This window comes from Thermosynechococcus sp. GLH187 (assembly GCF_031583395.1).
GTDB lineage: Bacteria > Cyanobacteriota > Cyanobacteriia > Thermosynechococcales > Thermosynechococcaceae > Thermosynechococcus.
Map to the genome: position 1 here is coordinate 2,292,398 of NZ_CP134175.1, position 13,206 is coordinate 2,305,603.

Sequence of the window (13,206 nt, forward strand, 5' to 3'; positions counted from 1 at the left end):
CATCTACGCCGTTTTCAAGTGTGAACATTCATTTATCCCACTACTTCTGGCCAAAAAAAGACACACTGGAGCGGCGTTGGCGTTAGCACAACAACACTGGCAATGGCGCGATCGCCCACGGGGAAACTGACTGCCCAATGTTCTAAAGGCTGAGCCGCCGTCCGCTGCCATACCCCGATCCCCTGAGCCTTGAGCCACGCTTCATAGTATGTCCAAGCCTGTAGAAACGAGCGATCGCTCCCCTCTAATATCCTTTGTTGCAGAGCCGCCCCAAAAAACCGCCGACTAATGGCTGAACGCTGAGGACAGGGGCGCAATATTTCTACATCTACCCCTACAGCCGCCCGGCCACTCACGGCCAACACCGCTAAGTTACCACTATGGCTCCAGTTAAATTCCAAAGCATCCAAATAGGGCTTACCCCCAGCGGTACGCGGTAGAGGCTTCTCGCCAAGATTCGGCTGATAGCGTCGTAAATAGGCGCGCAGGGTAACCTCACGGGGCACATCAGGGGGAAGCGTTAACCACCAAAGATGCAGCGCATGGGAATACAAGGTGAGATTGTCGTGTGGCGCCTGCCATTGAGGGGCAACAATCGGGGGTAGGGGCAAATCCCACACATTAAAGACTGAGGCGTTTTTTTAGTGACAATAGGTGAGTGCGGGGATTAATGGGGCTACGGGGCAGCGGTAACTCAAAATTCGGCCAATTGGGCAGACTGGCACAGGGACAGTGTACAGGGGGTAACCCATGACAGGGTAGAGGCACAGGCATTTGGCAGCGGGCACAGGGGGTAATGTCCCAACAGTCGCTCAAGAGTTGCGTAATCGTCTCCGCCGTGTCCTCAAGAAAGCAGTCTCCTGCCTGACCAGAGATCACATAGACCCAGCAGGCCTCAAAGGCTTGACTGTAGCGATCGCCCTGAAGGACAGGTTGCGGCAGCACCGTATGCGCTCCGCCCCAAATACACAGTCGTTTGCCCAGCTGAAACCAGTAGGCGAGATAGGACTTCACCTTTGCTTGGGCTGCCAAAAAGGCACAACCTTCCAGATCCGTCATTGACACAACCCTCGCTGCTGTACTTACTACCCTAGCGCAAGGAAACGAGGGCGATGCGTGCTAACGAATCAGTGCCGCCAAGGAAGCATCCAACTGTCCCCAACTGTGGCCATCAAGGGCTAACTGCTCAATGAGACTGGCCAAGCGCAACGCTTTGAGTGCCTGCTCCCCACCCACCGAGGGAGGTTGACCACCACGAACACAGTTGACGAAGTGCTCCAACTCGGCATGGAGGGGTTCAATATTGCTCGTATAGACCTTCTCAATGAGACCGTCTTGGCGGTAGAGAACTTGGCCATGATCGGCACTGCACGATGCCGTGGTTTTGCGGTGAATAAGAATCTCGTTTTTTAGGAAATCTGCCTCCGTGAGGGAATTTTTGCAGTGGGCAGCAATGCGTCGTTGTTTGCGGTGGGTGACTTTACTGGCCGTGAGAGTGGCAATAATGCCGTTGGCAAAGCCCAATGTGGCGGTCACGTAGTCCAGATACCCAGAGTTGGCAGAGCGACTGCCGGCGGCCGTTAGGCGCACCACAGGGGAATTGGTGAGTTCCAATAGCAAGTCAATATCGTGGATCATTAAGTCGAGAACCACTGAGACATCATTAGCGCGATCGGAGTAGGGACTCATGCGATCGGCTTCAAGGGCAAGGATTTCCTCAGTGCGCAGAACTTTGCTCAGTTCTTGAAATGCAGGGTTAAATCGCTCAATATGTCCGACTTGGAGGATGCACTGGCACTCCGCTGCTGCGTTGACGAGCGATTCTGCTTCGCTAATACTGGCGGCAATCGGTTTTTCCACCAAGACATGTACCCCGTGACGCAAGCAGGTAATGCCCACTTCATGGTGGAGACGGGTAGGCACGGCAATACACACCGCCTCAACGTGGGGCAGTAAATCCACATAGTTTTCAAAAAATTTCACCCGATATTTGCTAGCGGTATCAATGCCCCGCTCCAGATTCACGTCAGAGATGCCCACAAGTTCGACATCTTTGAGTAAACTCAAAACACGGGTATGGTGCTGACCCATGTTGCCAACACCGATAACGCCAATGCGCAGTGGTTCGGGCTGGGGACGGACGGCAGAACTCATGTCTAGTTATTTCACTCCTCTACGCAACCGGGGAAAGGCTTGGTGTTGGCGATCGCCCGCCGTAAGTAGCAACTCACAGAATGAACATTTTCAGAAAGATGCTACCACAGCATTGCCAAATGTAAAGGTTTTGATAGACAGCTATGATGACGACACCAAAGGCCGTCGTGTTGCTCTCAGGGGGGTTAGACTCCAGCACGGTGTTATTTCGTGCCAAGGCACTGGGTTATGCTTGCTATGCCCTTTCCTTTGACTATGGGCAGCGCCATCGGCGGGAATTAGAAGCCGCGATCGCCATTGCCACCGCCGCCGGCGTGATTCAGCATCAAATGGTCTCCTTGAATTTGCAGTTGTGGGGCGGCTCTGCCTTGACTGATTTAACGATTGACTTGCCTCGCGATCGCGATCTGGCTACCATGAGCCAAGAGATTCCCATTACCTATGTCCCCGCCCGCAATACGATTTTCTTGAGTGTTGCCCTTGCCTATGCCGAAGCCCTAGGGGCGCAAACGGTTCATATTGGCGTCAATGCCCTCGATTACTCTGGCTATCCCGACTGTCGGCCTGATTATATTGCTGCAATGCAGGAGGTCTATCGCTTGGGTACCAAGCAGGGACGTGAAGGTCAGCCCATTGAAATTGTCACCCCCCTCATTGAACTTCATAAAAAAGACATCATTCGTCTGGGGAATGAGTACGGCGTTCCTTGGGAAAAAACATGGTCCTGTTACAGCGATGGCCAACAGGCCTGTGGTCGCTGCGATGCCTGTCGATTGCGTTTAGCGGCCTTTGCCGAATTAGGGCTTGTGGATCCTTTGCCCTACGCGGCTGACCACCCTGTGTAGGTTCGGTAAATCCCCCTTTTGCAGAGAGCGGGAGCGATCGCACTATAGGAAGGAGAGAGGGTTAAGCCCAATATGGGTGCTGTGCCCCGCATCGAAGTTAGCCTGCAAAGGGAGTTTTCGTCGCTATGGCAAAAGTTGTCGGAATTGATCTGGGGACCACCAACTCCTGTGTGGCCGTCATGGAAGGGGGCAAGCCCACGGTTATTGCCAATGCTGAAGGGTTTCGGACAACGCCCTCCGTTGTTGCCTACACCAAAAATGGCGATCGCCTCGTGGGTCAAATTGCCAAACGGCAAGCAGTGATGAACCCCGAAAATACTTTCTATTCTGTGAAGCGCTTTATTGGCCGTCGCTTTGATGAGGTGACCCACGAAGCCACCGAGGTCTCCTACAAAGTTTTGAACGTCAATGGCAACGTCAAGCTGGATTGCCCCGCCCTTGGCAAACAGTTTGCCCCCGAAGAAATTTCTGCTCAAGTCCTGCGCAAACTAAAAGAGGATGCTAGCAAATACCTTGGCGAGGAAGTCACCCAAGCGGTGATTACTGTGCCCGCCTATTTCAACGACTCGCAGCGCCAAGCCACCAAAGACGCTGGCAAAATTGCCGGTCTTGAAGTGCTGCGGATCATCAACGAACCCACCGCCGCTTCCTTGGCCTATGGCCTAGATAAAAAAGCCAATGAAACCATCCTTGTCTTTGACCTTGGCGGTGGTACCTTTGACGTGTCCATCCTTGAAGTCGGTGATGGCGTTTTTGAAGTGCTCGCCACCTCCGGGGACACCCACCTTGGTGGTGACGACTTTGACAAGAAAATTGTGGACTACTTGGCTGAATCCTTCCGTGCCCAAGAAGGCATTGACCTGCGCAAAGACAAACAGGCGCTGCAACGGCTGACAGAAGCGGCAGAAAAAGCCAAGATTGAACTTTCCAGCGTCATGCAAACGGAAATTAACCTGCCCTTCATTACTGCAACGCAGGATGGGCCTAAGCACCTCGACATGACGCTCACCCGCGCCAAATTTGAGGAACTCTGCTCTGACCTCATTGACCGTTGTCGCGTACCCGTTGAGCAAGCCCTCAAGGACGCCAAACTCACTAAAGATCAAATTGACGAAGTGGTACTGGTGGGTGGCTCTACCCGCATTCCTGCCATCCAAGAGCTGGTCAAACGGCTATTGGGCAAAGACCCCAACCAGAGTGTGAACCCCGATGAAGTCGTGGCCGTGGGTGCTGCCATTCAAGCGGGGGTTCTCGCCGGTGAGGTCAAGGATATCCTGCTGCTGGATGTCACACCGCTGTCTTTGGGGGTGGAAACCCTTGGCGGCGTGATGACGAAAATTATTCCTCGCAACACCACGATCCCGACGAAAAAATCCGAGGTCTTCTCTACTGCGGTTGATGGTCAAACCAATGTGGAAATCCACGTCCTGCAAGGGGAGCGGGAAATGGCCGCCGATAACAAGAGCCTCGGTACCTTCCGTTTGGATGGCATTCCGCCGGCACCCCGCGGTGTGCCCCAAATCGAAGTCACGTTTGATATTGATGCCAACGGTATTCTCAACGTCACCGCTCGCGACAAAGGCACCGGCAAACAGCAGTCCATTAGCATCACCGGCGCCTCAACGCTGCCTAAGGATGAAGTGGAACGCATGGTGCGCGAAGCAGAAATGAATGCCGCTGCTGATAAAGCCAAACGCGAGAAAATCGAGACCAAAAACCAAGCGGAACAACTCTGCTACCAAGCGGAGAAACAACTATCCGAATTGGCTGACAAAGTCTCCACCAGCGATAAAGACCGCCTCACCGCCCTCATTGCTAACCTGCGCTCGGAAATCGGCACTGAAGCCGAGAAGAAACCCATTGAATCCATTAATTTTGAACGGGTGAAATCGCTGATGCAGGATCTGCAACAAACCCTCTACAGCGTCGGCTCCAGTGTTTATCAAAGTGCGCAGTCCAGTGATGGAACTGGCTCCAGCAGCAGCGGTAGCAGTGGTGGTGGTGACGAAGTGATTGACGCTGAGTTTTCGGAAACCAAGTAGTCCCTTAAATTCGCAACTTTCTGCCAGAACAAGACTCCTCCTCCCCCTAGGTGAAAGCTTAGGGGGTTTCTCATTTTTGTGAGGGGGTATAGTCACAGTTTTTTCGATCACAGGCTTCTTGTGCTAGGGGAAAAATTCCGATAGAATAAAGTTTCTGTCCTTAATTTTTGTTGAGTGCTGAGACCACCCCACCATTGAGGTAAGCATGGCCAAACGCCGCAATCCCAAGAAAGAAAAAGCTCTTCGTAACCAAGCCTATGCTCGCAAGTTTCGCAAGCGTTCTTCGGGTCGCTACAGCCGCCGCCTAAATACGGAGAATCGCCCAGAGACGAAAACCACCGAGACGGTTGAGGAAATGACGGACGCCTAGAGGGCAGTCGGTGATTAAGCGCGCGTTGCCATGGCGAGAGTTCGGGGTTGCGTTTTTAACCGTTTTTTTGGCTGAATTTGCCGATAAAACTCAAATTGCTGTATTTTTCATGGCTGCCCGCGCTGCCTCCCCTTGGTTGGTGTTTTTGGGAGCAGCTTTGGCCTTAGTAACCACTAGTTTGATTGGGGTATTGATTGGTCGCTGGCTATCACAGTACCTCTCGGAACAGCGATTACAAACGCTGACGGGTGGTAGTCTCTTGGCGATCGCCCTTTGGCTATTGTGGGATATGCTGCACCCAAGCCTTTGATGACCAAAATATCGCCACTTAATGGCGCGAGAAAGTTCCTTCAGTTGACGATCGCCCCCTGCTAAAGTGAGGGGGTTAGTTTAGGCACTGTCTAAGTTTGTGAACCCCTGAGGAGACTGTGGAGAATGCCATCCCAAGTCATTGAACTGTGGTCATCGTTCGTTAGTATTGCCGATGCACCGTTGTTTCGCCTTGGGCGGGAAACGATTTCCCTGCGTTGGCTGTTTCAAGTGGTGCTGTTGCTCATCCTCGTTGCCATTTTGGCGCGCTTTTTCAAGGGGGTGCTGAAAAATCAACTCCTACCCCGCCTTGGTTTGGATTTAGGCAACCGTGAGGCCATTTCCACTGTGATGAGTGGTGCCGGGGGAGCACTGGGCTACATTATTGTTTTGCAAGCAGTGGGGATTAATCTCGATTCCCTAGCGGTGATTATTGGTGGCTTGGGGGTGGGGATTGGTTTTGGTTTGCAGGATGTCACCCGCAATCTCATCAGTGGCCTGACGCTCCTGATTGAGCGCAAAGTGCGTGTCGGTGACTTTGTGGAAATTGAAAACATCAGCGGCTACGTTCAGGAAGTCTCGATGCGAGCCACGGTGATTCAAACCTTTAACGGTTCAAATGTGGTGGTGCCCAATACCTACCTTGCCGATAGTCCGGTGCTGAATTGGTACTACGAAACCCATCGCGGTCGTATTGATATTCCCATTGGGGTGGCCTATGGGACAGATCCAGTTTTGGTGACGGAAGTCTTGCTCAATATTGCGCATTCTGAACCAGATGTCCTCAGGGAGCCAGCCCCTCGGGTGATTTTCCGTGAATTTGGCGATTCTGCCCTTAAGTTTGAACTCTGGGTATGGACGGATGCCATTGAGCGGCGAGTGTTCATCAAGAGCAGTCTCAATTTCAAGATTGATTATTACTTTCGGCAGCATAATATCTCGATTCCTTTCCCGCAACGGGACATCTGGATCCGCAATGCGCCAGCGCTCTCTCCCCTCAGTGAGCCAGCCGAAACGGTAGGCATGCCCTTGGCACCGGCAACGCCCTCTTTAAAGTCGCTGCTTCAGCAGGTGAGCTATTTTCAGTGCATGAATGACTTGCAATTACGCTTTCTCATCGAATCGGGCTACCGCAAGCACTTGGCAGCGAAGGAAATTTTGTTCCGTGCTCAGGAGGCAATCAGTAACTTCTACATCGTATTGCAGGGGCAGATGGCGGCGGTCTATGAGGAGAATGGTGAACTCAAGCCGATGATGACGTTTAACCCGGGGGAGCACTTTGGCGAGCTACCACTGATGCTGGGGGTGGCCTGCCCAACAACGATGATGGCAATGACGGATACGGTCTTGTTTGTCCTACCACGGGAGGGATTTGAACAGTTGCTAAAAGAACATCCTTCCCTTGCCGATGATATTGCGGTAGCGATCGCCCGCCGTCAGGATGTGCTGGCGCAACATCAACAGGAGCTTCAGCAACTGAGTCGCCAAGAGGCGGATCAAAGTCGTCCGATTAACTGGATTCGCGATCGCCTGCAAAAACTGCTGAGTTGGTAAAGTGCTCAATCGGTGGCGTCCAGCGTAAATGCGTGCTCCAAGTATTGATGCAGCCGATAGGTACCTGCTTGGTATCGCACCAAGGCCACATCGAAGCGACAGGGATGATCCTGCCACTGGGGCTGACGTTCTAGGAAGGCTTGGGCGGCCAAAATGAGTTTGCGTTGCTTGCTAGGGGAAATCGCACCGAGGCCATCACAATCCCAGTTGCGGGAACGGCGGGTTTTCACTTCGACAAAGCGCACCACCCCCCGCGGATCACAGGCAACAATATCCAGCTCACCCCAAGGGCAAGACCAGTTCTGAGCCAAAATTTGACACTGCTGGGTTTGTAGCCACGCGACAACTACCGCTTCCCCGCGATCGCCCACGTGGCGCATAGGCCCTAGGCTTCAATGGGTTCGAGATTAAACAAGTCTTGGAGGGTCTGCATAGCGCGTTGACGACTTTCTAAATCCCGCTGTGATTGCAGTTGCACCGTTGGATCATGGAGAATCTTGTTAATAATTGTGCGCGTCATTGCTTCAATGACCCCTTGATGTTTCTCACCAAACTCACTGCCTAAGCGGGAGAGGGCTTTTTCCAGCTCTTGGGTACGGATCGCTTCCATTTTTTGGCGCAGACTGCGGATGGTGGGAATCGTTTCTAGGGCGTGCCACCAAGCCAAAAAGGTCTCTAATTCTTCCTCAAGGATACCCTCGGCCTCTTGAGCCAATTGGCGTCGCGCCTCTTGGTTTTGGGCGACGACTGCTTCGAGATCATCCACATTAAACAGTTGTACGGAGGCCAATTCCGTCACGTTGGCATGGACATTGCGGGGCACGGAAATATCAATGATTGATAGGGGGCGATCGCCCGTGAGCACCGACCCTAAATTCTCGCGATCCAAGAGGGGTTGTGTCGCTGCTGTACCCGTAAAGACCAAATCCATTGCTGCCACAATCGGCAGTAGATCTGTCATCGTAAAGAGTTCAAAGCGTACTTCGGGAAACTGCTGCGCCAGTTCCTGTGCCCGTTCCAAGGAGCGGTTGATAATGCTCATTTCTTTCACCCCTCGGGCAATCAGGTGTTGCACCACCAAGCGGGACATTTTGCCCGCACCGACAATGGCAATGCGGCAGTTCTGGAGATTTTGCAACCGCAGGTCGGCGAGTTCCACCGCCGCTGAGCTAATGGAGACCGCCCCCGTCCCAATGCTGGTTTCTGTGCGTACCCGTTTACCGGCCGCGATCGCCCCCGTAAAGAGGCGATTGAGAATAGACCCAATGGACTTGTACTGCTGCCCTAACTGATGACAGCGCTTCACTTGGGAGAGAATTTGCCCCTCGCCAATCACCAAGCTATCCAGACCCGAAGCCACCCGCATGAGGTGCATCACCGCATCCTGATGCAGCAGGATAAAGAGGTAGGGACGCAGTTGGGGCAGGGGAATATGACTCCACTCACTGAGAAACTGATGCACTTCCCGCACGCCCACCTCAGTGTCACTAGTAACAATGTAAATTTCTAAGCGGTTACAGGTGCTAAGGATGGTCGCTTCCTGAATATGGGCGTAGCCGCATAGATGTTGCAGTGCCCGCTCCCGCACATCCTCTGGCACACTCAATTTTTCGCGCACATCCACAGGGGCGGTTTTGTGACTCAAGCCAATGACAGCAATATTCATAGGAATCGGTTGACGTTCGGCTGCAACTCCATCAATTGTTGTATCAGGATTCTTGAGCCTCCTTCACGCTTGTTTGCAAGTCTTTACTAAAGGAGGATTCTCCCTAACCGAGATTCCTGAGCCAGTCCCTCAGGTCTTCCAGGGTCGCAAAGTCAAGGAGTGCCTCTGCCAAAGTCTCAATCTGGGTGGATGGGAGTTGGCGAATTGCTGCTTCAAGGTCAGCCGGTAAATCCCCAAACCGTCGCCTGAGGAAGCGCAAAACAACCAGTGCTTCTCCCTGCTGTAATCCCTGTTGCAATCCCTGTTGCAATCCCTGTTGCAGTCCTTGCTGTAATCCTTGCTCCAATCCCTGCCGTAAGCCCCGTTGTAACCCTTCCTCTTGTGCCTCGGCATAGACCTCTTGGTAAAACCGTGTCCGCTTCAGCTCCTCCGTCGTAAACCCCAGCATGCGCAGCACCTCCTCCCGACTCAGCTTGGTGAACTTGTACAGCACAATGGTAGTGATTAACTCTATTATGGCTTCCAAGTTTGGCGCTCTTTCGGTCTGGCTGCGCTGGGCAAGTAATCGAGCGACTCTGGGCATCTCTGCCTCTGGTACCACCATCAACTGCATCAGGGCAAGGCTCAAGGGCAATTCCGCTGGTGACCCCAGTTCATTCAAATACACCCGCCGCAGGCGATCGCTCTTGACCAACACGTCATAGGGTTCAAAGGAAACTTGTTCGGCTTGGCGATGGGGATAAATGACCACCGCTTGCCAATCAGAGAAAGTTTGGCGGTACAGGCGCAGATAGAGAAAAATCTCAGCAAAGAGACGTTCGTAGAGGGTGTTATCGCGCTGAAACTGAACTTCACAGAAATAGACGGTTCCTGAGGGGTCAGGAGGCAGAAAGACGCCATCAATGCGAAAGGCCGTTTGCTTCAGCTCCACGGAGTCAAAGCGGTAGCCCTGGGGGGGATTGATTCCCAAAAGGTCAAACAGTGTCTGGGGCAGCTGGGCAAACAGTTGGTAAAAGAGGGAGTCACGGCGCATTGAGAAATGAGGAAGTACTCACCCATGAAGGAGGGCTTAAGCGAGGACATCAGAGTAGGAGCGGCTAGGGAACTCTTGATACACCTGTGTAATGGTGGCGGCTAGTCGTTGCATGCCAAGGGCAATTTCCTCATCACTGGCAGTGAGACTAATACGCAGGCACTCCTGTTTGTGGCGCCACGGCTCGGTCAAGCCGGGGAAAAAGGAGCTGCCGGGAACCACAATCACCCCTGCTCGCTTCAGGTGTTGATATAATTCCCAATCTGTCATGGGTAAATCCCGTAGCCATAGCCACGCGAAAATCGCCCCCTCACCGCGATGCAAAAACCAAGGAAGGTCGTTGGGCAAAGCAGTTCGTAGGGTTTCTTCGAGAACTGTCAACTTGCGCTGATAAAAGGGACGAATGACATTGACGGATACTTCGGCTAGGGCACCATTGGCAATGGCTAAGGCCGCGATCGCCTGACCGTAGCGCGAGGCATGAATACAGGCATTGGTTTGAAAGGCTTCGAGAACACTCAAAATCTCGCGATCGCCAATGGCAATCCCCACCCGCTCCCCCGGCAGTCCTGCTTTTGAGAGGCTGAGGCAGTGGACAATATTGCCGCCAAAAACGGGTGCTAGTTCCGTAAAGTTCAAGCTGGGATAGGGGGGGCCATAGGCAGCATCAATCAACACTGGAACGCCATAGGGGACAGCGAGATCAGCAATTTGCCGCACCTCGACATCCGTGAGCACATTTCCCGTCGGATTGCAGGGACGAGAGAAGATGACGCATCCAGTCGTCTCATCAATGTGGAGTTGTTGAAAGTCGGGACGATACTTAAAGGTGTGATCCGCTTCAAAAATCTCAAGGCGCGGACGATAGGCAACAACGGTATCAGGGGTAAAGCTGACGCCACCATAACCCGTATATTCTGGACTCAAGGGGAGAACGACTTTCTTTAATTCACCGTTGGCGCTAAAGCCCCCAAAAGCATTGGCAGCAAAGAAGTAGATGGCCTGACTGCCGGGGGTGACAAGGACATTGCGCTCCGTCAGGTTCAAACCATAGCGGCGATTAAAATCATCGACAACGGCAGCAATTAGCGGTTCATACCCTTGGCTTGTGCCGTAGCGGCAGACCACTTGGCCAAATTCTGGGCTGGCCATTAGCTCGTGGGTACAGTCGCGCCATAGTTGCTCCACCTCAGGGACAATGAGGGGATTACCTGCACTCAGGTTAATCAGGTCTTGACCGCGATTCAGGCGCAACGTCTCAATAATATCCTTCATGATTGCCCGAACTCCCGTCAGTTGGGACATTTGCTGGCCAATCTGGGAGAGTGCAGGATTCATAGGCAAAGGACATAGACAGTATTGGTTAGGATAGCATCTGCGCTTCTATTGAGGGACAGATGGAACCAATAGATACGGTCAATGCTGCTATTCGGTGGGTCACTGTAACATAACGTTAGAATAGGCCAAGAACTGTAAGGCATTCATGGCAGCGTTTATCCCCTTTGTTGGTAAACCTTCTTCCCCTTGGCGATCGCTCGTGATTGGGGTGATTGCTGCTGGTTTGATTGGCAGTGGTGGCCTACTGCTGTGGCGATCGCGCCAAACGCCCCTTGATCTCGATCGCTACACCGTACCCGTTCAAGACAGTCGCGATTTAGTCGCTCGCATTGCTGCCACGGGCAAAGTGGTGCCTGTGCAAACCGTCAATATCAGTCCAAAACGGGCAGGTCTTCTCGCCGAACTCTACGTCGAGCAGGGCGATCGGGTCAAGGCGGGTCAAATCATTGCCCGTATGGATAACCGCGATGAACAGGCGCAACTGGCTCAAGCCCAAGCCAACCTCGCCGATGCCATTGCCCGTCGCGATCGCGTGGTTGCCGGTAACCGTGCCGAGGAAATTGCCCAAGCCGAAGCCCAAGTGCGAGCAGCCGCCACCCGTGCTCAATTGGCAGAAGAACGCCTGAAACGCAATGAATTGCTCGCGGCTGAGGGTGCGATTCCCCGCGATACCCTTGATGAACTAAAGGCAAACCGGGATAGCGCGATCGCCAACCTGAATGAAGCTCAAAAGCGCCTGCAACTGTTACAGCGGGGTTCCCGCACTGAAGAGATCCGTCAAGCGGAAGCGGCCGTGGCTGCTGCCCAAGCCCAAGTCCAAGCCGCGCGTGCTGCCCTCGAAGATACAGTGATTCGCGCTCCTTTTACGGGGATTATTACCCAGAAGTACGCCAATCCGGGAGCCTTTGTGACACCCACCACCACCGCCTCTGCCACGACCTCTGCCACTTCCACCTCAATTGTGGCCATTGCCCAAGGCCTAGAAATTCTTGCCGAAGTCCCAGAAGTGGACATTGGCCAAGTGCTTGTGGGGCAACCTGTTGAAATCCGTGCCGATGCCTATCCGGGGGAAACCTTTGAAGGACGAGTACGCTTAGTGGCACCCGAAGCCGTGGTGGAGCAAAATGTCACCTTCTTTCAAGTGCGGGTCTCCCTTGTTACTGGGTTGCAGAAGCTGCGTTCTGGGATGAATGTGGACTTAGATTTTCTGGGACAAAAAATTAACAACGCTCTGCTGGTGCCGACGGTGGCCATTGCCGTTGAGCGCGGTCAAACGGGTGTTTATGTTGTGGGTGAAGACAATCAGCCAAAATTCCGCCCCGTCACCATTGGCAGTAGCTGGCAAGATCAAACGCAAATTATCAGCGGCCTGAGGGCGGGTGAGCGGGTCTTTATTGATTTTCCGGAACGGCTGCGGCCAAAACAGGAGTAGTCTATGGGCTTGCACCACGTTTCCATCCGCACCGCCAATATTCAGCGGGCGATCGCCTTCTATGAATGCCTAGGCTTCACGATGGATGTCCGCTTTACCACGGGCTATACCCTTGCCTGTTGGCTCAAGGGCTGGCACACCCGCCTTGAACTTCTGCAAGTCCCTGAACCCCACCCTGCTGCTGACCCTTTTCACGATGAGCACTATGTTGGCTACTACCATCTTTCCTTTGATCTCAGTGACCATCCTGACCCCCTTGAAACATGGCTCAATCAGGTGGCGCAAACGTTGAAGGCACAGAATTTACCCTTTGAGCTACTGCTGAAGCCCACTCAGCAAGTGATTGGGTCGCACCTCTATCACGTCGCCTTTATGCGTGACTGCGATGGCTTGCCCCTTGAATTTTTGCAGTGTCTGGGTTCCTGCTGAGGCCTAAACCCCGATAAAATAAGGGGGTTGAGAG

At 53.2% G+C, this 13,206-nt stretch carries 14 protein-coding genes; 7 read left to right on the forward strand and 7 right to left on the reverse strand.

Annotated elements, in window-relative coordinates; translation table 11 throughout:
• Positions 1-32: 32 nt before the first annotated feature.
• From RHI63_RS11250 to RHI63_RS11260, 3 genes are read right to left on the reverse strand one after another with little or no spacing between them, the layout of a single operon-like run.
• Positions 33-611, reverse strand: coding sequence for a 4'-phosphopantetheinyl transferase superfamily protein (locus RHI63_RS11250; RefSeq protein ID WP_302678331.1), 579 nt, complete (start codon positions 609-611; stop codon positions 33-35).
• A gap of 10 nt (positions 612-621) precedes the next feature.
• Positions 622-1,059, reverse strand: a complete 438-nt coding sequence (locus tag RHI63_RS11255; RefSeq protein ID WP_225901575.1) for a hypothetical protein — start codon at positions 1,057-1,059, stop codon at positions 622-624.
• 60 nt (positions 1,060-1,119) lie between these two features.
• Positions 1,120-2,154 carry a Gfo/Idh/MocA family protein gene (locus RHI63_RS11260; protein ID WP_149819497.1) on the reverse strand — a complete coding sequence of 345 codons (1,035 nt, stop codon included), beginning with the start codon at positions 2,152-2,154 and terminating at the stop codon, positions 1,120-1,122.
• A gap of 143 nt (positions 2,155-2,297) precedes the next feature.
• On the opposite strand from RHI63_RS11260, the gene queC reads away from it, so the two are divergent.
• The 5 genes from queC to RHI63_RS11285 all read left to right on the forward strand — a co-directional run bounded on the left by queC (position 2,298) and on the right by RHI63_RS11285 (position 7,274).
• Entirely contained in the window at positions 2,298-2,999 is a 702-nt protein-coding gene (gene queC / locus RHI63_RS11265) for a 7-cyano-7-deazaguanine synthase QueC (protein ID WP_206200233.1), read from the forward strand.
• Positions 3,000-3,124: 125 nt separating this feature from the next.
• Positions 3,125-5,041, forward strand: coding sequence for a molecular chaperone DnaK (dnaK, locus tag RHI63_RS11270; RefSeq protein ID WP_310821603.1), 1,917 nt, complete (start codon positions 3,125-3,127; stop codon positions 5,039-5,041).
• A 205-nt stretch (positions 5,042-5,246) separates the two neighbouring features.
• The gene (locus RHI63_RS11275) at positions 5,247-5,411 is read left to right on the forward strand and encodes a hypothetical protein (protein ID WP_011057571.1); all 165 of its coding nucleotides are present in this window, start codon (positions 5,247-5,249) and stop codon (positions 5,409-5,411) included.
• 10 nt (positions 5,412-5,421) lie between these two features.
• On the forward strand, positions 5,422-5,721 hold the full coding sequence (locus tag RHI63_RS11280) for a TMEM165/GDT1 family protein (RefSeq protein WP_206200235.1): 300 nt from the start codon (positions 5,422-5,424) through the stop codon (positions 5,719-5,721).
• Positions 5,722-5,846: 125 nt separating this feature from the next.
• A complete protein-coding gene (locus tag RHI63_RS11285) occupies positions 5,847-7,274 on the forward strand; it encodes a mechanosensitive ion channel domain-containing protein (protein ID WP_206200236.1) in 1,428 nt (475 codons plus the stop codon).
• Between the two features lie 5 nt (positions 7,275-7,279).
• Here RHI63_RS11285 and RHI63_RS11290 read toward each other — a convergent pair whose 3' ends face one another.
• From RHI63_RS11290 to RHI63_RS11305, 4 genes are all read right to left on the reverse strand, one after another.
• Positions 7,280-7,654 carry a YraN family protein gene (locus tag RHI63_RS11290; RefSeq protein ID WP_206200237.1) on the reverse strand — a complete coding sequence of 125 codons (375 nt, stop codon included), beginning with the start codon at positions 7,652-7,654 and terminating at the stop codon, positions 7,280-7,282.
• 5 nt (positions 7,655-7,659) lie between these two features.
• The gene (locus RHI63_RS11295) at positions 7,660-8,940 is read right to left on the reverse strand and encodes a glutamyl-tRNA reductase (RefSeq protein ID WP_206200238.1); all 1,281 of its coding nucleotides are present in this window, start codon (positions 8,938-8,940) and stop codon (positions 7,660-7,662) included.
• Between the two features lie 103 nt (positions 8,941-9,043).
• Entirely contained in the window at positions 9,044-9,973 is a 930-nt protein-coding gene (locus tag RHI63_RS11300; RefSeq protein ID WP_310744564.1) for an Rpn family recombination-promoting nuclease/putative transposase, read from the reverse strand.
• 36 nt (positions 9,974-10,009) lie between these two features.
• Positions 10,010-11,311: a valine--pyruvate transaminase gene (locus RHI63_RS11305; protein WP_206200242.1), complete on the reverse strand. Its 1,302-nt coding sequence runs from the start codon at positions 11,309-11,311 to the stop codon at positions 10,010-10,012.
• A 145-nt stretch (positions 11,312-11,456) separates the two neighbouring features.
• Here RHI63_RS11305 and RHI63_RS11310 point away from each other — a divergent pair, with 145 nt between their 5' ends.
• Positions 11,457-12,743 carry an efflux RND transporter periplasmic adaptor subunit gene (locus tag RHI63_RS11310; protein WP_206200243.1) on the forward strand — a complete coding sequence of 429 codons (1,287 nt, stop codon included), beginning with the start codon at positions 11,457-11,459 and terminating at the stop codon, positions 12,741-12,743.
• A gap of 9 nt (positions 12,744-12,752) precedes the next feature.
• Complete coding sequence (locus RHI63_RS11315) at positions 12,753-13,172, forward strand: VOC family protein (protein WP_206201696.1); 420 nt, start codon at positions 12,753-12,755, stop codon at positions 13,170-13,172.
• Positions 13,173-13,206 lie beyond the last annotated feature (34 nt).